The sequence below is a fragment of the Cellulomonas hominis genome, assembly GCF_005239125.1.
Lineage (GTDB): Bacteria > Actinomycetota > Actinomycetes > Actinomycetales > Cellulomonadaceae > Cellulomonas > Cellulomonas hominis_A.
Genome location: NZ_SZYE01000011.1, coordinates 1 through 20,361, shown reverse-complemented (window position 1 = coordinate 20,361; position 20,361 = coordinate 1). Strand labels below are relative to the sequence as shown.

General features: G+C 71.5%; 12 protein-coding genes. All 12 read right to left on the bottom strand.

Annotation, left to right across the window (positions count from 1 at the left end):
• Positions 1 to 234: 234 nt before the first annotated feature.
• Entirely contained in the window at positions 235 to 1,224 is a 990-nt protein-coding gene (locus FA014_RS03060) for a type IV toxin-antitoxin system AbiEi family antitoxin domain-containing protein (RefSeq protein WP_154728244.1), read from the bottom strand.
• Positions 1,225 to 1,529: 305 nt separating this feature from the next.
• Positions 1,530 to 2,720 carry an elongation factor Tu gene (gene tuf, locus FA014_RS03055; protein WP_154728243.1) on the bottom strand — a complete coding sequence of 397 codons (1,191 nt, stop codon included), beginning with the start codon at positions 2,718 to 2,720 and terminating at the stop codon, positions 1,530 to 1,532.
• A gap of 121 nt (positions 2,721 to 2,841) precedes the next feature.
• Positions 2,842 to 4,959 (bottom strand): elongation factor G, encoded by a 2,118-nt coding sequence (gene fusA / locus FA014_RS03050; RefSeq protein WP_154728242.1) that lies wholly within the window; start codon positions 4,957 to 4,959, stop codon positions 2,842 to 2,844.
• A gap of 42 nt (positions 4,960 to 5,001) precedes the next feature.
• The gene (rpsG, locus tag FA014_RS03045) at positions 5,002 to 5,472 is read right to left on the bottom strand and encodes a 30S ribosomal protein S7 (protein ID WP_122147699.1); all 471 of its coding nucleotides are present in this window, start codon (positions 5,470 to 5,472) and stop codon (positions 5,002 to 5,004) included.
• A 4-nt stretch (positions 5,473 to 5,476) separates the two neighbouring features.
• Entirely contained in the window at positions 5,477 to 5,845 is a 369-nt protein-coding gene (gene rpsL / locus FA014_RS03040; RefSeq protein ID WP_122147700.1) for a 30S ribosomal protein S12, read from the bottom strand.
• 449 nt (positions 5,846 to 6,294) lie between these two features.
• The gene (locus tag FA014_RS03035) at positions 6,295 to 10,164 is read right to left on the bottom strand and encodes a DNA-directed RNA polymerase subunit beta' (RefSeq protein ID WP_154728241.1); all 3,870 of its coding nucleotides are present in this window, start codon (positions 10,162 to 10,164) and stop codon (positions 6,295 to 6,297) included.
• A 118-nt stretch (positions 10,165 to 10,282) separates the two neighbouring features.
• Positions 10,283 to 13,789 (bottom strand): DNA-directed RNA polymerase subunit beta, encoded by a 3,507-nt coding sequence (gene rpoB, locus FA014_RS03030; RefSeq protein ID WP_154728240.1) that lies wholly within the window; start codon positions 13,787 to 13,789, stop codon positions 10,283 to 10,285.
• A 438-nt stretch (positions 13,790 to 14,227) separates the two neighbouring features.
• On the bottom strand, positions 14,228 to 14,620 hold the full coding sequence (gene rplL, locus FA014_RS03025) for a 50S ribosomal protein L7/L12 (RefSeq protein ID WP_147794369.1): 393 nt from the start codon (positions 14,618 to 14,620) through the stop codon (positions 14,228 to 14,230).
• A gap of 81 nt (positions 14,621 to 14,701) precedes the next feature.
• Positions 14,702 to 15,232: a 50S ribosomal protein L10 gene (gene rplJ, locus FA014_RS03020; protein ID WP_154728239.1), complete on the bottom strand. Its 531-nt coding sequence runs from the start codon at positions 15,230 to 15,232 to the stop codon at positions 14,702 to 14,704.
• A 276-nt stretch (positions 15,233 to 15,508) separates the two neighbouring features.
• A complete protein-coding gene (locus FA014_RS03015) occupies positions 15,509 to 18,463 on the bottom strand; it encodes an FAD-binding and (Fe-S)-binding domain-containing protein (RefSeq protein WP_154728238.1) in 2,955 nt (984 codons plus the stop codon).
• A gap of 127 nt (positions 18,464 to 18,590) precedes the next feature.
• Positions 18,591 to 19,031: an OsmC family protein gene (locus FA014_RS03010; RefSeq protein WP_154728237.1), complete on the bottom strand. Its 441-nt coding sequence runs from the start codon at positions 19,029 to 19,031 to the stop codon at positions 18,591 to 18,593.
• 121 nt (positions 19,032 to 19,152) lie between these two features.
• Positions 19,153 to 20,310 carry a D-alanyl-D-alanine carboxypeptidase family protein gene (locus tag FA014_RS19825; RefSeq protein ID WP_195969139.1) on the bottom strand — a complete coding sequence of 386 codons (1,158 nt, stop codon included), beginning with the start codon at positions 20,308 to 20,310 and terminating at the stop codon, positions 19,153 to 19,155.
• Between the last annotated feature and the right edge of the window lie 51 nt (positions 20,311 to 20,361).

Sequence of the window (20,361 nt, the reverse complement as noted above, 5' to 3'; positions counted from 1 at the left end):
CTGGACCCGCACGCGTCCCGTGCCCGATTCTCGGGGTCTGGGCGCACGCGCGCAGACACCCCCGTCGTCGGGCAACTTGTCTAGTGTGCCAGCCGGGACCCGAAAGGTCCAACCGGACCTCCGTCACACCCGCGCGATCACGCGCCCCGCCCCTGCGCGGACTCGGCGGCACGCCCTGGTCCAGCCCTGCCGGACGTCCCCAGCGTTGCCCCCGCCGACCCCCCCCGGCCGCTCCTACGCCTTCCGGCCCACCCTACGACGATCGGCGCCGGGACGGCCGGAGGGCGCAGGTCGGACACCGGCGGCCACGAGGCGCCGCGCCAGCACGCCGGGCGTCCAGAGGTCCGACCACGTCCAGCGGACGACGCGGACGCCCAGGTCGCGCAGCCGGTCCTCGCGCTGCTTCTCCGCCCACACGCGGTCCTCGACCGAACGCCGGTCCGGCACGCCGTCGACCCGGTACTTCTTGCGCCCGTCGAACTCGCCGACCACGCGCGCCGCGGCCCACCAGAAGTCGACGCGTGCGACGTCGGCCCCTCCCTCCGCGAGCCGGACCTGGAGCGCAGGCGCCTCGAGTCCGTCGAGGTGGATCCGCACGCGGCTCACCGACTCCCCCACCGACTCGGCGGCGGCGTCACCGAGCGAGAGGGCAAGGGCGGCGCGGCGGGCGCCCGGGGCGCCGGCGCGGTGAGCCAGGGCCACCAGCAGGTCCTCGCGCGTGGCGAGGCCCGCCCGCAGCGCCTGGTCGACGAGCGGGACCGCGTGCACCAGGTCCCGCGCGCGGGCCAGGCAGACGAGGGTCTCTGCGGCCGCGGTGAGCCGCAGTCCCGACCGCGAGACGGTCGGCACGCCTGCGGGCGCCGCGTGCCGCACCACCCCTGCCCGGCTACCGGTGCCGCGGTGCGACCCCGTCGGGGTCACCGGGCCGAGCACGTGCACGGCGTGCGCGGAGCCCACGAGCGGGAGCCCCCACAGCACCGCAGCGGACTCGTGCGAGAACACCGGGCGGTCGAGCTGCCGCCCCACGGCCTGGACGAGCAGCAGGTGCCGCGCCTCGGGAGCAGCACGGCCCCACTCGTCCGCACGGACGTACACCCCGGTGCGCGGGCGCACGAGCACCCGCGCACGCACCGCACGGCGCAGCACGCCGTCGTCCACGCCGGCGCGGGCGGCGTCACGCGCGAGGAACGCGCCGGACGGCAGGAGGTCGAGCGGATCGTCCATGCCCTCACCCCAGGCGACGTCGGGAGCGTACGCGCCGCAGCCGGCCCCGTCCCTGGGGACGCGACGCCGGCGCCGCGCTGTGGAGGACTCGGCGACCGCGCAGCGCCGGATGCGTCCGGCCTTCGGGCGCCGGCCTGGCCTCCCGCCTACGGTTTCCGACCCGGCCTTCCCCGGACGGGGTGGGCCGGGCCGGAAACCGTAGGCCCGGACGGCGGGCACCAGGGCGCCCCGGGGACGCAGGAGGGCCCGGGTGCCGAAGCACCCGGGCCCTCCCGGTGGATCAGGTCCCCCCGCAGGGGGTCAGATCACTTGATGATCTTGGTGACGCGGCCCGAGCCGACGGTGCGGCCACCCTCGCGGATGGCGAAGCCGAGGCCCTCCTCCATCGCGATGGGCTGGATCAGCGTCACGGAGATCTCCGTGTTGTCGCCGGGCATAACCATCTCGGTGCCCTCGGGCAGCGTGATGACGCCGGTGACGTCCGTGGTCCGGAAGTAGAACTGCGGACGGTAGTTCGAGTAGAACGGGTTGTGACGCCCGCCCTCGTCCTTGGCCAGGATGTAGACCTGACCCTCGAACTCGGTGTGCGGGGTGATCGAGCCCGGCTTCACGACGACCTGGCCGCGCTCGACGTCCTCGCGCTTGGTGCCGCGGAGCAGCAGACCGCAGTTCTCGCCGGCCCAGGCCTCGTCCATCTGCTTGTGGAACATCTCGATGCCGGTGACCGTGGTCTTCTGCGCCGGGCGGATGCCGACGATCTCGACCTCGGAGTTGATCGCGAGCTTGCCGCGGTCGACCTTGCCGGTGACGACGGTGCCACGACCGGTGATCGTGAAGACGTCCTCGATCGGCATGAGGAACGGCTTGTCCATGTCACGCACCGGCTCCGGCACGGACTCGTCCACGGCGTCCAGCAGGTCCTCGACGGACTTGACCCACTGCGGGTCGCCCTCGAGGGCCTTCAGGCCGGAGACGCGGATGACGGGCGCGTTGTCGCCGTCGAAGCCCTGCGACGACAGCAGCTCGCGGACCTCCATCTCGACGAGCTCGAGGATCTCCTCGTCGTCGACCATGTCGGACTTGTTGAGCGCCACGAGCAGGTACGGCACGCCGACCTGACGGGCGAGCAGGACGTGCTCGCGCGTCTGGGCCATCGGGCCGTCGGTGGCGGCGACCACGAGGATGGCGCCGTCCATCTGCGCCGCACCCGTGATCATGTTCTTGATGTAGTCGGCGTGACCCGGCGCGTCGACGTGAGCGTAGTGACGCTTCTCCGTCTGGTACTCGACGTGCGCGATGTTGATCGTGATGCCGCGCTGCTTCTCCTCCGGCGCCTTGTCGATCTCGTCGAACGGCGTGAAGGGGTTCAGGTCGGGGTACTTGTCGTGCAGCACCTTCGAGATCGCAGCAGTCAGCGTCGTCTTGCCGTGGTCGACGTGACCGATGGTCCCGATGTTGACGTGCGGCTTGGTCCGCTCGAACTTCGCCTTGCCCACTGGGTCCTCCTCAGGACTCTGGTGTAGAGATTGCCGAACGATGCGGGGGGCCGTGCGGCCCCCCGCGGACGTGCGGTCCTACGGGTCGGTTGGGTGGTCGTTCTTGGTTCGACCTGTGGGACTACTCGCCCCGGGTCTTCTTGATGATCTCGTCGGCAACATTCCGAGGCACCTCGGCGTAGCTGTCGAACTGCATCGAGTACACCGCACGACCCTGGGTCTTGGACCGCAGGTCGCCGACGTACCCGAACATCTCGGAGAGCGGCACCTGGGCGCGGATCACCTTCACGCCCGTCGCGTCCTCCATGGACTGGATCATGCCGCGACGCGAGTTGATGTCGCCGATGACGTCGCCCATGTAGTCCTCGGGCGTGCGCACCTCGACGGCCATGATCGGCTCGAGGAGGACCGGGTCCGCCTTGCGGACGGCCTCCTTGAGGATCATCGAGCCGGCGATCTTGAACGCCATCTCGGACGAGTCGACGTCGTGCGCCGCACCGTCGAGCAGCGTGGCCTTGATGCCGACCAGCGGGAAGCCGGCCAGCACGCCGAGCTGCATGGCGCTCTGGATGCCCTGGTCGACGGACGGGATGTACTCGCGCGGGACGCGACCACCGGTGACGGCGTTCACGAACGCGTACATCTCGCCGTCCTCGGACTGCAGCGGCTCGAAGGTCATCTGGACCTTCGCGAACTGGCCCGAGCCACCCGTCTGCTTCTTGTGGGTGTAGTCGATCTTCTCCACCGTGCGGCGGATCGTCTCGCGGTACGCCACCTGCGGCTTGCCGACGTTCGCCTCGACCTTGAACTCGCGACGCATGCGGTCGACGAGGATGTCGAGGTGGAGCTCGCCCATGCCGCCGATGACGGTCTGGCCGGTCTCCTCGTCCAGGCGGACGCGGAAGGTCGGGTCCTCCTCGGCGAGCTTCTGGATCGCCGTGGAGAGCTTCTCCTGGTCGGCCTTCGTCTTGGGCTCGATGGCCACGTCGATGACCGGCTCGGGGAAGGTCATCGACTCGAGGATGACCTGCGCGTTCATGTCCGACAGGGTGTCACCGGTGGTGACGTCCTTCAGGCCGATGAACGCGTAGATGTGGCCGGCCGTCGCCTCGTCGACCGGGTTCTCCTTGTTGGCGTGCATCTGGAAGATCTTCCCGATGCGCTCCTTCTTGCCCTTGGTCGAGTTCATGACCTGGGCGCCCTGCACGACCTTCCCCGAGTAGACCCGGATGAAGGTGAGCTTGCCGAAGAACGGGTGCGCGGCGATCTTGAACGCCAGGGCCGAGAACGGCTCGGAGGCGTCCGGGTGGCGCTCGATGACGACCTCCGGGTCCTTGACGTCGTGGCCCTGGATGGCCGGGACGTCGAGGGGCGACGGGAGGTAGTCGACGACGGCGTCGAGCATGGGCTGGACGCCCTTGTTCTTGAACGCCGAGCCGCACAGGACCGGGAAGGCCTCGCCGGAGATGGTGAGCTTGCGGATGCCGGACTTGATCTCGGCGACCGTGAGCTCCTCACCGCCCAGGAACTTCTCGAGCAGCTCGTCGTCCGTCTCGGCGACGGCCTCGAGCAGCTCGCTGCGGAACTGCTCGGCCCGCTCCTGGAGGTCGGCCGGGATCTCCTCGATCTCGTACTTCGCGCCCATCTCGGTCTCGCCACGCCACACCAGCGCGCGCATCTCGACCAGGTCGACGACGCCGATGAAGTCGTTCTCGGCACCGATCGGCAGCTGGATGACCAGCGGCTTGGCCTTGAGGCGGTTCACGATGGTGTCGACCGTGAAGTAGAAGTCCGCGCCCAGCTTGTCCATCTTGTTGACGAAGCAGATGCGGGGGACCTCGTACTTGTCGGCCTGGCGCCACACGGTCTCCGACTGGGGCTCCACGCCCTCCTTGCCGTCGAACACCGCGACCGCGCCGTCGAGCACGCGCAGCGAGCGCTCCACCTCGACGGTGAAGTCCACGTGACCGGGCGTGTCGATGACGTTGATCTGCGTCTCGTTCGACTTGCCCTTGTTCCAGAAGGCGGTCACAGCAGCGGACGTGATCGTGATGCCACGCTCCTGCTCCTGCTCCATCCAGTCCGTGGTCGACGCGCCGTCGTGGGTCTCGCCGATCTTGTAGTTGACGCCCGTGTAGTACAGGATCCGCTCGGTCGTCGTGGTCTTGCCGGCATCGATGTGCGCCATGATGCCGATGTTCCGGACCTTGTTCAGGTCCGTGAGCACGTCCAGTGCCACAGGTTCAGCCCCTCGGTAGTGGGGTCCGCCCTACTGCTGGGATTACCAGCGGTAGTGGGCGAACGCCTTGTTGGACTCGGCCATCTTGTGCATGTCCTCGCGGCGCTTCACCGCGGCGCCCAGGCCGTTGCTGGCGTCGAGGATCTCGTTCATCAGACGCTCGGTCATGGTCTTCTCGCGGCGAGCGCGGGAGTAGTCCGTGAGCCAGCGCAGCGCGAGCGTGGTCTGGCGGACGGGACGGACCTCGACCGGGACCTGGTAGGTGGCGCCACCGACGCGGCGGGAGCGGACCTCGAGCGACGGGCGGACGTTGTCCAGCGCGCGCTTGAGCACGACGACCGGGTCGCCCTGGGTCTTCTCGCGGACGCCCTCGAGCGCGCCGTAGACGATGGCCTCGGCGACGGACTTCTTGCCGTCGAGGAGGACCTTGTTGATGAGCTGCGTGACGACCGGCGAACCGTAGACGGGGTCGACGATCAGCGGCCGGCGGGGGGCGGGACCCTTACGAGGCATCGGTTCAGCCCTTCTTCGCGCCGTAGCGGCTGCGCGCCTGCTTACGGTTCTTCACGCCCTGGGTGTCCAGAGCACCACGGATGATCTTGTACCGCACACCGGGGAGGTCCTTCACACGACCGCCGCGGACGAGCACGATGGAGTGCTCCTGCAGGTTGTGGCCCTCACCGGGGATGTAGGCCGTGACCTCGATGCCCGAGGAGAGCTTGACGCGCGCGACCTTGCGGAGAGCCGAGTTCGGCTTCTTCGGGGTGGTCGTGTACACGCGGGTGCAGACGCCGCGGCGCTGCGGGCTGCCCTGCAGGGCAGGTGTCTTCGACTTGTTCGTCTTCGGCGTCCGGCCCTTGCGGACCAGCTGCTGGATCGTAGGCACTACGTCTCCGTCTTGTTGATGAGTCTGGTCTGACCGGCACCCGTCACCCTGGACGGCCGGCTTGGTCCGGATCGTCGCCCGTCGCGCGACTACCCCGGGGGGTCTTGCGTCCCGAACCGACCCCCGCACCCGGGCGTGTCGGCCCCTCCTGGTCCGCGCACCGGTTCCCGGGGGTCCGGGAGCGGGGTGCGGTGGGGGCTGTCCACCCGGCGCCCGAGGTGGTCACCCACCTGAGCGCGCGCGAGGGCCCGACGGCGCGGGCACGGTGTCCCACGTTACCGGTGCGTCCGCACACCCGTCAAAGCACCTGGGTGACGACCCGCACCGCGGGGACGTGGCGTACAACACGCGCGGGGGCCCGGGTGTTCCCCGGGCCCCGGCCCGCACGGCCGAGGGGCCCGGTCACGCACGCGGCGCGACCGGACCCCCCGGGCCGGTGACCTCGACGATCAGCGGTAGTCGCCGAAGTCGATGTCCTCGAGCGGGATCGCCTCGCCCGAGCCGAGGCCCAGGGCGGGGAAGTCGATCTCGTCGTAGCCGAAGGACGGGTACAGCTCGGCCTTCGCCTCCTCGGTGGGCTCCACCGACACCTCGTGGTAGCGGGGCAGGCCCGTACCGGCGGGGATCAGCTTGCCGAGGATCACGTTCTCCTTCAGGCCCAGCAGCGGGTCGCTCCGGCCCGACATCGCGGCCTCGGTGAGGACGCGGGTCGTCTCCTGGAAGGACGCCGCCGACAGCCACGAGTCCGTCGCGAGCGACGCCTTCGTGATGCCCATCAGCTCCGGACGACCCGAGGCCGGCTGACCGCCCTCGGCGACCGCCCGGCGGTTCGCGTCCTCGAACCGGCCGCGCTCGGCCAGCTCGCCCGGCAGCAGGTCCGTGTCACCCGAGTCGAGCACGGTCACGCGCCGCAGCATCTGCCGCACGATGACCTCGATGTGCTTGTCGTGGATGTCCACGCCCTGGGAGTTGTAGACCTCCTGGACCTCGTCCACCAGGTGCTTCTGCGTGGCGCGCGGGCCGAGGATGCGCAGGACCTTCTTCGGGTCCACCGCACCCTGCACCAGCTGCGTGCCGACCTCGACGTGGTCGCCGTCGCTGATCAGCAGGCGCGAGCGCTTGGTGATCGGGTAGGCGATCTCCTCGGAGCCGTCGTCCGGCGTCAGCACGATGCGCCGCGTCCGGTCCGCCTCGTCGATGGCGACGCGGCCGGAGAACTCCGCGATCGGGCTCTCACCCTTGGGGGTGCGGGCCTCGAAGAGCTCCTGGACACGCGGCAGACCCTGCGTGATGTCCTCGGCCGACGCGACACCACCGGTGTGGAAGGTCCGCATGGTCAGCTGCGTGCCGGGCTCACCGATGGACTGCGCCGCGATGATGCCGACGGCCTCGCCGATGTCCACCAGCTTGCCGGTGGCCAGGGAGCGGCCGTAGCACTTGGCGCAGGTGCCGACGCGGGACTCGCAGGTCAGCACGGAGCGGACCTTGAGGGACTCGACGCCGGCCGCCAGCAGGCGGTCGAGCAGGACGTCGCCCACGTCGTCGCCCGCGTTCCCGATGACCTCGCCGTCGATCTCGACGTCGGTGGCCAGGGTGCGCGCGTAGACGCTGGTCTCGACCTTGTCGTGCCGGCGCAGGGCACCGCCGGTGCCCGGGACGCCGATCGGCATCGTCAGGCCGCGCTCGGTGCCGCAGTCCTCCTCGCGGACGATGACGTCCTGGGAGACGTCCACCAGACGACGCGTCAGGTAGCCCGAGTCGGCGGTCCGCAGCGCGGTGTCCGCCAGACCCTTGCGGGCGCCGTGCGTCGCGATGAAGTACTCCAGGACCGACAGGCCCTCGCGGTAGTTGGACTTGATCGGGCGGGGGATGATCTCGCCCTTCGGGTTCGCCACGAGGCCGCGCATACCGGCGATCTGGCGGACCTGCATCCAGTTACCACGCGCACCCGAGCCGACCATCCGGAACACGGTGTTGCGGGCGGAGAAGTTCTCCTGCATCGCCTTGGCGACCTTGTCGGTGGCCTGCGTCCAGATCTCGATGAGCTCCTGACGACGCTCGTCGTCGGTGATGAGGCCCTTGTCGTACTGGCCCTGCACCTTCGCCGCGCGCGCCTCGTGCTCGGTGAGGATCTCCTGCTTGGCGGACGGGGCCGCCACGTCGGAGATCGCGATGGTCACGCCCGAGCGGGTGGCCCAGCGGAAGCCGGCCTCCTTCAGGGCGTCGAGCGAGGCGGCGACCTCGACCTTCGGGTACCGCTCCGCGAGGTCGTTGACGATCACGGAGAGGCGCTTCTTGTCGACGACGCCGTTCTCGTACGGGTAGTCCACCGGCAGCAGCTCGTTGAACAGCGCCCGGCCGAGGGAGGTCTCGAACAGGTACGGCTGGTCGGCCGAGAAGCCCTCGGGCTCCTGGCCGGGGCCGAACACGAGGCCCTCCATGCGGATCTTGACGACCGCGTTGAGGTCCAGCGAGCCCTGGTCGAACGCCATGATCGCCTCGGACACCGAGCTGAACGCCCGGCCCGCACCCTTCGCGTCCTCCTTGTCGGAGGTCAGGTGGAACAGGCCGATGATCATGTCCTGCGAGGGCATGGTCACCGGACGGCCGTCCGACGGCTTCAGGATGTTGTTGCTCGAGAGCATGAGGATGCGGGCCTCGGCCTGCGCCTCCGCGCTCAGGGGCAGGTGCACGGCCATCTGGTCGCCGTCGAAGTCGGCGTTGAACGCGCCGCAGACGAGCGGGTGCAGGTGGATCGCCTTGCCCTCGACGAGCTGGGGCTCGAACGCCTGGATGCCGAGGCGGTGCAGCGTGGGCGCACGGTTCAGCAGCACCGGGTGCTCGGTGATGACCTCCTCGAGCACGTCCCACACGACCGGGCGGGCGCGCTCGACCATGCGCTTGGCGGACTTGATGTTCTGCGCGTGGTTCAGGTCGACCAGGCGCTTCATCACGAACGGCTTGAACAGCTCGAGCGCCATCTGCTTGGGCAGACCGCACTGGTGCAGCTTGAGCTGCGGGCCGACGACGATGACCGAACGACCCGAGTAGTCGACGCGCTTGCCGAGCAGGTTCTGGCGGAACCGGCCCTGCTTGCCCTTGAGCATGTCGGAGATCGACTTCAGCGGACGGTTGCCGGGGCCCGTGACGGGGCGGCCGCGGCGGCCGTTGTCGAACAGCGAGTCCACGGCCTCCTGGAGCATCCGCTTCTCGTTGTTGACGATGATCTCCGGCGCGCCCAGGTCCAGGAGCCGCTTGAGGCGGTTGTTCCGGTTGATGACGCGGCGGTACAGGTCGTTCAGGTCGGACGTCGCGAACCGGCCGCCGTCGAGCTGCACCATCGGGCGCAGGTCCGGCGGGATGACCGGGACGGCGTCCAGCACCATGCCGGTCGGCGAGTTCGTCGTGGTGAGGAACGCGTTGACGACCTTGAGGCGCTTGAGCGCACGGGTCTTCCGCTGGCCCTTGCCCGAGCGGATGATCTCGCGCAGGTTCTCGGCCTCGGCGTCCAGGTCGAACGCCTCGAGGCGCTTCTGGATCGCCGCGGCGCCCATCGAGCCCTCGAAGTAGTTGCCGTAGCGGTCCTGCAGCTGGCGGTAGAGCAGCTCGTCGCCCTCGAGGTCGGCGACCTTGAGGTTCTTGAACTTGTCCCAGATGGTGTCCAGGCGCTCGATCTCGGCGTCCGCGCGCTTGCGGATCTGCGCCATCTCGCGCTCGGCCGAGTCGCGGACCTTGCGGCGCGCGTCGGCCTTGGCACCCTCGGCCTCGAGCTCGGCCAGGTCGGCCTCGAGCTTCGACGCGCGGGTGTTGATGTCGTTGTCGCGGCGGTCCGCGATCTCCTTGCGCTCCAGGTCGATCTCGTTCTGGAGGTTCGGCAGGTCCTCCTGGCGGCCGTCGGTGTCGACCCACGTGATCATGTACGCCGCGAAGTAGATGACCTTCTCCAGGTCCTTCGGGGCGAGGTCGAGCAGGTAGCCGAGGCGCGAGGGCACGCCCTTGAAGAACCAGATGTGCGTGACGGGCGCGGCCAGCTCGATGTGGCCCATGCGCTCACGACGCACCTTGGAACGGGTCACCTCGACGCCGCAGCGCTCGCAGATGATGCCCTTGAAGCGCACGCGCTTGTACTTGCCGCAGTAGCACTCCCAGTCCCGGGTGGGGCCGAAGATCTTCTCGCAGAAGAGCCCGTCCTTCTCCGGCTTCAGGGTGCGGTAGTTGATGGTCTCGGGCTTCTTGACCTCGCCGTGCGACCAGGTCCGGATGTCGTCGGCCGTGGCCAGGCCGATGCGCAGCTCGTCGAAGACGTTGACGTCGAGCAAGGGGTCCTACTTCCTTCGCTTGCCGGTGCGCGCGGGGCGCGACCGGCGGGATGAAGATGCTGCAAGGGGTTGCGGGCGGCCCGCCGGCCCCGGTGAGGGGGCCGGCGGACGCTCGGCGTCAGATCTCGTCGACGGTGCTCGCGGCGTTCGGGCGGCGCGACAGGTCGATGCCCAGCTCCTCGGCGGCGCGGTACACCTCGTCGTCGTTCTCCCGCATGTCGATCGACACGCCGTCGGAGGACAGCACCTCGACGTTCAGGCAGAGGGACTGCATCTCCTTGAGGAGCACCTTGAAGGACTCCGGGATGCCCGAGTCGGGGATGTTCTCGCCCTTGACGATGGCCTCGTACACCTTCACGCGGCCCGGGATGTCGTCCGACTTGATGGTCAGGAGCTCCTGCAGCGTGTAGGCGGCGCCGTACGCCTCGAGGGCCCACACCTCCATCTCGCCGAACCGCTGGCCGCCGAACTGCGCCTTACCACCCAGCGGCTGCTGCGTGATCATCGAGTACGGGCCGGTCGACCGGGCGTGGATCTTGTCGTCCACCAGGTGGTGCAGCTTGAGGATGTACATGTAGCCCACGGCCACCGGGTCCGGGAACGGCTCGCCGGAGCGGCCGTCGAACAGCCGCGCCTTGCCGTCCACGCCGACCATGCGCTCGCCGTCGCGGTTCGGCAGGGTCGCGCCGAGCAGACCGGTGAGGGTCTCCTCCGGCACGCCGTCGAACACCGGCGTCGCGACCGGGACGCCCGGCTGCGACGACCTCGCGATGTCGGGCACCTCGTCGACCCAGGACAGGTCGCCCTCGGCCAGCTCGACGTTCCAGCCCTGCTTGGCGATCCACCCGAGGTGGACCTCCAGCACCTGGCCGACGTTCATGCGCCCGGGGACACCCATCGGGTTCAGGACGATGTCCACCGCGGTGCCGTCCGGGAGGAACGGCATGTCCTCGACGGGCAGGATCTTCGAGATGACGCCCTTGTTGCCGTGGCGGCCGGCGAGCTTGTCGCCGTCCGTGATCTTGCGGCGCTGGGCGATGTACACCCGGACGAGCTCGTTCACGCCGGCGGGCAGCTCGTCGCCGTCCTCGCGGTTGAACGTGCGCACCTCGATGACCGTGCCGGACTCGCCGTGCGGCACCTTGAGGGACGTGTCGCGGACCTCGCGGGCCTTCTCGCCGAAGATCGCGCGCAGCAGGCGCTCCTCCGGGGTCAGCTCGGTCTCGCCCTTGGGCGTGACCTTGCCGACGAGCACGTCGCCCGCCGAGACCTCGGCGCCGATGCGGATGATGCCGCGCTCGTCCAGGTCCGCCAGCACGTCCTCGGAGACGTTCGGGATGTCCCGGGTGATCTCCTCGGGGCCGAGCTTGGTGTCGCGGGCGTCGACCTCGTGCTCCTCGATGTGGATCGAGGACAGGACGTCGTCCTGCACGAGGCGCTGCGACAGGATGATCGCGTCCTCGTAGTTGTGGCCCTCCCACGACATGAACGCGACCAGCAGGTTGCGGCCGAGCGACAGCTCGCCCTCGTCCGTGGCCGGGCCGTCGGCCAGCACGGAGCCGACCTCGACGCGGGCGCCCTGGTCGACCAGCACGCGCTGGTTGTAGGACGTGCCCTGGTTCGAGCGGCGGAACTTCGCCACCCGGTAGGTGCTCGTGGTGGCGTCGTCGTTGGCGACCGTGATCAGGTCGGCCGACACCTCGGTGACCACGCCCGGCTTGCTCGCCACGATGACGTCGCCGGCGTCGACCGCCGCGCGCCACTCCATGCCGGTGCCGACCAGCGGCGCCTCGGAGCGGACCAGCGGCACGGCCTGGCGCTGCATGTTCGCGCCCATGAGCGCGCGGTTCGCGTCGTCGTGCTCGAGGAACGGGATGAGCGCGGTCGCGACCGACACCATCTGGCGCGGGGAGACGTCCATGTAGTCGACCGTCTCGGCCGGGACGTCCTCGGTGTCGCCGCCCTTGACGCGGACCAGGACGGTCTCGTCGGAGAACTTGCCGTCGGCGTCCACGGACGCGTTGGCCTGGGCGATGACGTAGCGGTCCTCGTCGTCGGCGGTGAGGTAGTGCACCTCGTCCGTCACGCGGCCGAACTCGACCTTGCGGTACGGGGTCTCGACGAAGCCGAACGGGTTGATCCGCCCGAACGTCGCGAGCGAGCCGATGAGGCCGATGTTCGGGCCCTCGGGGGTCTCGATCGGGCACATGCGGCCGTAGTGCGACGGGTGGACGTCACGGACCTCCATGCCGGCGCGGTCGCGGGACAGACCGCCCGGGCCCAGCGCGGACAGGCGACGCTTGTGCGTCAGGCCGGCGAGCGGGTTGTTCTGGTCCATGAACTGCGACAGCTGGCTCGTCCCGAAGAACTCCTTGATGGAGGCCACGACAGGGCGGATGTTGATCAGGGTCTGCGGCGTGATCGCCTCGACGTCCTGGGTCGTCATGCGCTCGCGCACGACGCGCTCCATCCGGGACAGGCCCGTGCGGACCTGGTTCTGGATGAGCTCGCCCACGGCGCGGATGCGGCGGTTGCCGAAGTGGTCGATGTCGTCCGTCTCGACGCGGACCTCGATCGCCTCGCCGTTGCGGCGGCCCGGCAGGGTCGCGACGTCGGCGTGCAGCGCGGCCATGTACTTGATCGCGGCGACGATGTCGTCCCGGGACAGCACCGAGTCGGCGAGCGGCACGTCGATGCCGAGCTTCTTGTTCAGCTTGTAGCGGCCGACCTTGGCGAGGTCGTAGCGCTTCGGGTTGAAGTAGAAGTTCTCGATCAGCGCGCGGCCGGCCTCGACGGTCGGCGGCTCACCCGGGCGGATCTTGCGGTACAGGTCGAGCAGCGCCTCGTCCTGGGTCTGGACGTGGTCCTTCTCCAGGGTGTCGATGACGGCCGGGAACTGCGCGAACTCCTCGCGGATCTCCGACTCGGTCATGCCGAGCGCCTTGAGCAGCACGGTGGCGTTCTGCTTGCGCTTGCGGTCGACGCGGACGCCGACGTTGTCGCGCTTGTCGATCTCGAACTCCAGCCAGGCGCCGCGGCTCGGGATCATCTTGACCGAGAAGATGTCCTTGTCGGACGTCTTGTCGGCGGTGCGCTCGAAGTACACGCCCGGGGAGCGGACGAGCTGCGACACGACGACGCGCTCGGTGCCGTTGATGATGAAGGTGCCGCGCTCGCTCATGAGCGGGAAGTCGCCCATGAAGACCGTCTGGCTCTTGATCTCACCGGTGGTGTAGTTCACGAACTCCGCGGTCACGAACAGCGGCGCCGCGTAGGTGAAGTCCTTCTCCTTGCACTCGTCGGCCGTGTACTTCGGCGGCTCGAAACGGTGCTCGCGGAACGACAGCGACATGGTGCCGCCGAAGTCCTCGATGGGGGAGATCTCCTCGAAGATCTCCTCCAGTCCAGCGGTCTCCGGGACGTCCTGCCGGCCGTTCTCGAGGGCGGCGGCGACGCGGGCCTGCCACTTCTCGTTGCCGAGCAGCCAGTCGAAGCTCTCCGTCTGGAGCCCGAGGAGGTCCGGGACCTCGAGGGGCTCGTCGATCCGGGCGAACGAGACGCGGCGGGAGATGGTGCGGTTCGCGATGGCTTCGGACGTTTCGGAGGAGGTGCGCGAGGCAGCCAAGAGGGGTCCTTCCCAGCAGATCGAGTTCCCTGCGACGGGCCCGGCGGTTCGCGACCCCCCGGCCTCAGGCCCTGACGGCATCGCGTACTACGATGCCGTCGGGCCCGGGTTATACGGGGTCGCGGGCACAGGCCAGCGCAAAGCGCTAGCGTAGTACAGACGTGGCGCGATGTCCACAGGTCGTGGTATGGGGCGTGCGCCACACCTGGTCGGGCGGCGCCGCGGGCCGGTCCGGGGCACGCCGTCGTGCCTCCGGTGCCCTGCAACGCGCCGCTCCCCCGCCGGCATTCCCGCCGCCCCGCTCCCGCGCCCCGCCCGGCCGCCGGTGCACGTGCCCCACCGCTCCGCGACCCCCGGGCACGACGAAGGCCCGCACCCCCGGAAGGGGTGCGGGCCCGCGTGCGAGGCGACCCGGCGGTCAGCGACCGCCGGAGCGGGTCACTTGAGGGTGACGGTGGCGCCAGCGCCCTCGAGGGCGGCCTTGGCCTTGTCCGCGGTCTCCTTGTTGACGTTCTCCAGGACCGGCTTCGGGGCGCCGTCCACGAGGTCCTTGGCCTCCTTCAGACCGAGCGAGGTGAGGCCGCGCACCTCCTTGATGACCTGGATCTTCTTGTCGCCGGCGGCCTCGAGGATGACGTCGAACTCGTCCTTCTCCTCCTCGGCGGCGGCCTCGGCACCGGCACCGCCGGCGGCGGGGGCGACGGCCACGGCGGCCGGGGCCGCAGCGGTGACCTCGAAGACGTCCTCGAACGCCTTCACGAACTCGGAGAGCTCGATGAGGGTGAGGCCCTTGAACTGCTCGATGAGCTCGTCGGTGGTGAGCTTCGCCATGATGGCGGTTCCTTCCGTTCGGTCCTCGCCGGTCGGGTCGACCGTGCGGGGCAGTGTGGGGAGCGCGTGAGCCGGGGTGGCTCAGGCAGCGGTGTCGGCGGTCTCCTGCTGCACGCGCAGCGCCTCGACGGTGCGCACGGCCTTCGAGGCGGGCGCGGTGAAGAGGTACGCCGTCTGGAACAGCTTGGCCTTCATCGCACCGGCCGCCTTGGCCAGCAGGACCTCGCGGGACTCGAGGTCCGCGAGCTTGGTGACGTCCGCAGCGGTCAGGGCGCGCCCGTCGAGGACACCGCCCTTGATGACCAGTGCGGGGTTCGCCTTGGCGAAGTCACGCAGACCCTTGGCGGCCTCGACCGGGTCACCGGTCACGAAGGCGATGGCGGACGGGCCCTTGAGCTCGTCGGCGATCCCCTCGATGCCGGCTTCCTTGGCCGCGATCGCGGTCAGCGTGTTCTTCACCACGGCGTAGTTCGCGTTGCCGCTCAGCGACCGGCGCAGCTGCTTGAGCTGCGCGACGGTGAGCCCGCGGTACTCGGTCAGCACGGCAGCGTTCGAGTCACGGAACTGGTCCGTGAGCTCGGCGACTGCGGCTGCCTTGTCCGGCCTCGCCATGGCAATCCTTCCGATGGTGGTGCCGCCGGGCGTCGTCCTCGGCCCCGGCACGCAAAGAGCCCCGGCGCAGGCGCCGGGGCTCGCAGTCGAGGCGCTCGCGCGCCTCACCATCGAACATCGATCACCTGCGCGGGCCTCCGCGTGAGCGGGACTTCGGGCGGCTCTCGCGCGCGCCCCGCGGAGGCGGGGTGTTCACGGGAGCCGACGACCTGCGGTCTTGGGCAGCGACCAGAGTACGGCACCCGGCGCCGTCACCCAAATCCGCAGGCCCGCCGCCTACCGCCGAGCCGACGACGACGGCAGGTGCGCCGCCAGCAGCTCCGCGAGGTGCACGCCCTGCACGTCCGCCAGCTGGTCGGCCTGGGTGCGGCAGGAGTAGCCGTCGGCCAGGAAGACGTCCCCGGGCGCGGCCTCGCGCAGCGCCGGGAGCAGCGCCCGCTCCGCCACCTGGACCGACACGTCGTAGTGGCCCGCCTCCATGCCGAAGTTGCCCGCCAGGCCGCAGCAGCCGGCCAGCGTCGAGAACGACGCCCCGGCCTCGGTCAGCAGGGTGCGGTCGGCGGTGTAGGTCATGACGCTGTGGTGGTGGCAGTGCGGCTGCACCACGGCGGTGACGTCCGACAGGTCCGGAAGCTGCCACCGGTCCCCCGGCCCGATCGGCGCGGGCGCGGTCAGCAGCTCCGCGAGGGTCCGGGTGGCGCGGGCCACGGCGACGGCACGCGGGTCCCCGGGCAGCAGGTCGAGCAGGTCCGAGCGCAGCACGGCGGTGCAGGACGGCTCGAGCCCGACGATCGGCACGCCGTTCACGGCGTACGGCCCGAGCACCTCGAGCAGGTGGGTGAGCCGCTTGCGGGCGCCGTCGAGCTGGCCGGTGGAGATCCAGGTGAGCCCGCAGCACGCGTCGTGCTCGGGGACGAGCACCTCGTAGCCCGCGGCGCGCAGCACCTTCACGGCGGCGACCGGGACCGAGGGCGCGAGGCTGTCGCTGAACGAGTCGGTCCACAGCAGCACCGGCGGGCGGCCGGAGGTGCCGGTGACGGAGAGCGCCCCGGCGCCCTGGGCCGTCGGCGCCGCGCCGGGCCGCGCCTCGACCTCGCCGCGCCGCACCCGGGACCGGAACGGCGCGGGTGCGAACCGCACCATCTTCCGCCGGGTGTCCATGCCGCCGAGCTTGAGCACGACCTTCGCCAGCGGCCGGACCGACAGCGCGGCGTTGGCCAGCCGAGCCAGCCCCGGGACGCCGGTGACGAGCCGGGTCCAGCGGGGCAGCCAGCCGAGGGCGTAGTGGTTCACCGGGCGCAGCCGGCCGCGGTAGGTGCGGTGCAGCACCTCGGCCTTGTACTGCGCCATGTCGACGCCGGCGGGGCAGTCCGAGGAGCACGCCTTGCAGGACAGGCACAGGTCGAGGACGTCGTGCACCTCGGGCGAGGACCAGCCGCGGGACACCAGCGTGCCGTTGGCCATCTCCTGCAGGACGCGGGCGCGGCCGCGGGTCGAGTCCTTCTCGTCCTTCGTCGCCAGGTACGACGGGCACATGAACCCGCCGGCCGCCGACGAGTCCGCGCGGCACTTGCCGACGCCCACGCACCGGTGCACGGCGGTGGTGAAGTCGCCGTGGTCGTGGCCGAACGCGAAGCCGCCGTGCCCCGCGGGGATCGGCCGGGCGTGCGGGCGGCGCAGGTCGGCGTCCAGCGGCCGCGGGCGGACCAGCACGCCGGGATTGAGCAGGTCGTCGGGGTCGAGCAGCGCCTTGAACGCCTCGAACGCGCCGATGGCCTTCTCGGAGTACATGACCGGCAGCAGCTCGGAGCGGGCGCGGCCGTCGCCGTGCTCGCCGGACAGCGACCCGCCGTGCGCCGCCACGAGGTGCGCCGCGTCGGTCATGAAGGCGCGCATCGGGTCGCCGGACCGCTCCATCGGGACGTCGAGCCGCAGGTGCACGCAGCCGTCGCCGAAGTGCCCGTACGCCAGGCCGTCGACACCGTGCCGGGCCATGAGCGCCTCGAGCTCGCGCAGGTACGCGCCCAGGCGCTCGGGGGGCACCGCGGAGTCCTCGAAGCCCGGCCACGCCTGCTCCCCCGACGGCGTCCGCCCGCCGAGGCCGGCGCCGTCCTCGCGGATGCGCCACATCGCGGCGGCCTCGGGGCCGGGCGGGAACACGCCGACCGCGCGGGTGCCGGCGTCGGCCGCGAGCGCGTGCGCCCGCCCGAGCGCCTCGTCGAGGGTGTCGCCGCCGACCTCGCACATCAGCCAGCCGGCGCCCTCGGGCAGGGGCGGCACCGCGGCGGCGCCCTTGACCCGGCGCACGACGTCGACCAGGCGGGCGTCCATGCCCTCGACGGCCAGCGGCCGGTGCGCCAGCAGCGCGGGGACCGCGTCGGCGGCGGTCGCCATGTCGGGGTAGCCGAGCACGACCAGGACGGGCGCCGCGGACACCGGCACCAGGCGGACCGTCGCGCCGAGCAGCGTGACGACGGTGCCCTCGGTGCCGACGAGCGCCTTCGCGAGGTCGGCGCCGTTCTCCGGCAGCAGGTGCTCGAGCGAGTAGCCCGACACCTGGCGGCCGAACCGGCCGAGCTCGGTGCGGAGGGTCGCCATCTCGGCACGGACCAGGGCGTCCAGGCCGTCGACCGGCTCGAGGCCGCGGCCCGCCGTGAACCGCCGCCCCCGACCGTCGACGACGTCGAGCTCCAGCACGTTGTCGGCCGTCCGCCCGTAGGCGACCGCGCGCGGGCCGCAGGCGTTGTTGCCGATCATCCCGCCGAGCGTCGCGCGCGCCTGCGTCGACGGGTCCGGCCCGAACCGCAGCCCGTGCGGCGCCGCGGCGCGCTGCAGCACCGCCATGACGACGCCCGGCTCGACCCGCGCGGTGCGGGCCTCCGGGTCCACGTCGAGCACCCGGTTCACGTGCCGCGACCAGTCGAGCACGACGCCCGTGCCGACGGCGTTGCCGGCGACCGACGTGCCACCGCCCCGGGACGTCACCGGGGCACCCAGGCCGCGCGCGACGTCGAGGGCGGCGAGCGCGTCGTCCACGTCCCGGGGGAACACGACGACGGACGGCACGACGCGGTAGTTGGACGCGTCGGTCGAGTACTCGGCGCGGCGGCGGGCGGAGTCGTCCACCCCGCCGGCGACGGCGGCGCGCAGGGCGCGGACGAGCTCGGCGGCGTCGGGGCCGTCCGGCGTGCGGGGGTCGGCGCCCGGGGGGAGGGACGTGGCGGTCGGCACGCGGTCAGTCTTCCACCCGGCCGGGTGCGGGGTGGCGCACCGTCCAGGCCCCGGACGCGGCGACGCCCCCGCCGGGCCCGGGTGGGCCGGCGGGGGCGTCGCCGCGTCGCGGGCGGGTGCCGGCGGCTCAGGACTCCAGCGCGGCGTCCAGCGTGATCTCGGTGCCGGTGAGCGCCTTGCTGACCGGGCAGGTGGCCTTCGCGTCGTCGGCCGCCTTGAGGAAGCCTGCCTCGTCGAGGCCGGACACCTCGCCGCGGACCGTCAGCGCGATGCCGCTGATCCGGAAGCCGCCGGCCGGGTCGGGGCTCAGCGTGACGTCGGCGGTGACCTCCAGCGACTCCGGGGTGCCCCCGGCCTCGCCGATCAGCGCGGACAGCTGCATCGCGTAGCAGGACGAGTGCGCCGCCGCGATCAGCTCCTCGGGGCTGGTGGTGCCGCCGGCCTCGTCGGCCGCCCGCTTCGGGAACGACACGTCGTAGGTGCCGACCTTCGAGCTGGTGAGCTCCACCTGGCCGCCGCCCTCGTTGAGGGTGCCGTTCCAGGCGGTGCGTGCGGTGCGAGTGGGCATGTCGAGGCTCCTCACGAGTGGTGGCCGGGCGGCCGGGCGGCCGCCGCGCTGCTCACCGTAGGTCGCCCCGACCGGCCGCGCACCCTCCGGTCCGGGACCGCGCACCGGGTGCGCGCCGGCGTCAGCCGATGTACTCCCAGTGCCACGGCTCCGGCTTCGACCCCGTCGAGCGGGCCCACGCCGGCAGCGTCCAGCCGTACTCCTCGGCGTGCGCCAGCATCCAGTCGTGCTGGTCGGTGCCGAACGTGTAGGCGTTGCCGCCGAGGTCCACCGCGACGCCGCCGCCGTGGTTGGAGGTGCCCGGGGTGGCGCACAGGCTGCCCTTCTGGGCCCGGCACGCGACCTGCTGGCTGTAGGACCGGTAGGAGTCCGTGATGACCAGGGCCGTACCGAACGCCTGCGTGAAGGCGACGTTCAGCTGCTCCAGCGCCTCCGCGGCGTCGCAGCGCAGCTCCTGGCCCGGCGCGAAGTCGAGCCCGCACAGCGCCGAGGACGGGATCCGGCCGTTGGCGTAGCCCTCGAGCGACGTGCGCTGGGCCTCCTTGCGGGCCGCCTCCGCGGCGACCCGGGCGGCCTCGGCGGCCGCGGCCGCCTCCTGCGCCTGCTGCGTGACGGTCTGCAGCTCCGCGGTCAGCGTCGCCACCCGGTCGCGGGCCGCGGTGAGGCGGACGGCGGCGGGGTCGGCGTCCGCGGCGGCGGGGTCGGTCGCGCCCGTGGGCAGCGCCGACGGCGACGCGGCGGGCTCGCCGGCCTCGTCGTCCGACGTGGTCTGCGCCCCGTCGGCGGCCGCGGCGTCCGCGAGCGCCGAGGACCCGGCCTGCTCGACGGCCTCCGCCAGCGCCTCGCCGGACAGCACCGGCGCGGGCGTTGAGTCCGTGGCGGGCTGCAGCGCGCTGAGCGCCGGCTGCTCCGACTGGGTCGCGACGATCAGGGTGTCGAGCTCGGCGACCGCGGTGTCCAGCGCGGTCGTGGCGTCGGCGGGGACCGCGGCCGCGATCGCGTCGGCCTTGGCGTCGCCGGCCTCCTGGACGGTGCTGGCGGCGGCCACGACGGCCTCGCCGCGCACCTGGACCACCTGGGGGGTGAGGGTGTCCGCGGCGTCCGGCGCGCTCGGCGACGGGGTCGGCTCGGTCTCGTCCCGGGCGCCGAACGAGGCGCCGCCCACGGCGGCCGGGGCGATGGCGAACCCGCCGACGCCCAGGGCGAGGCCCACGGCCACGGCGCCCTGCGCCATGCGCGCGGCGGACCGCCGCGCCCCGCGCCGGTCCACGTCCTGCATCTGCCGTCAGCCCCCCAGCGCGGGGCGATCGTCCTGACCCCCGCGACCGGC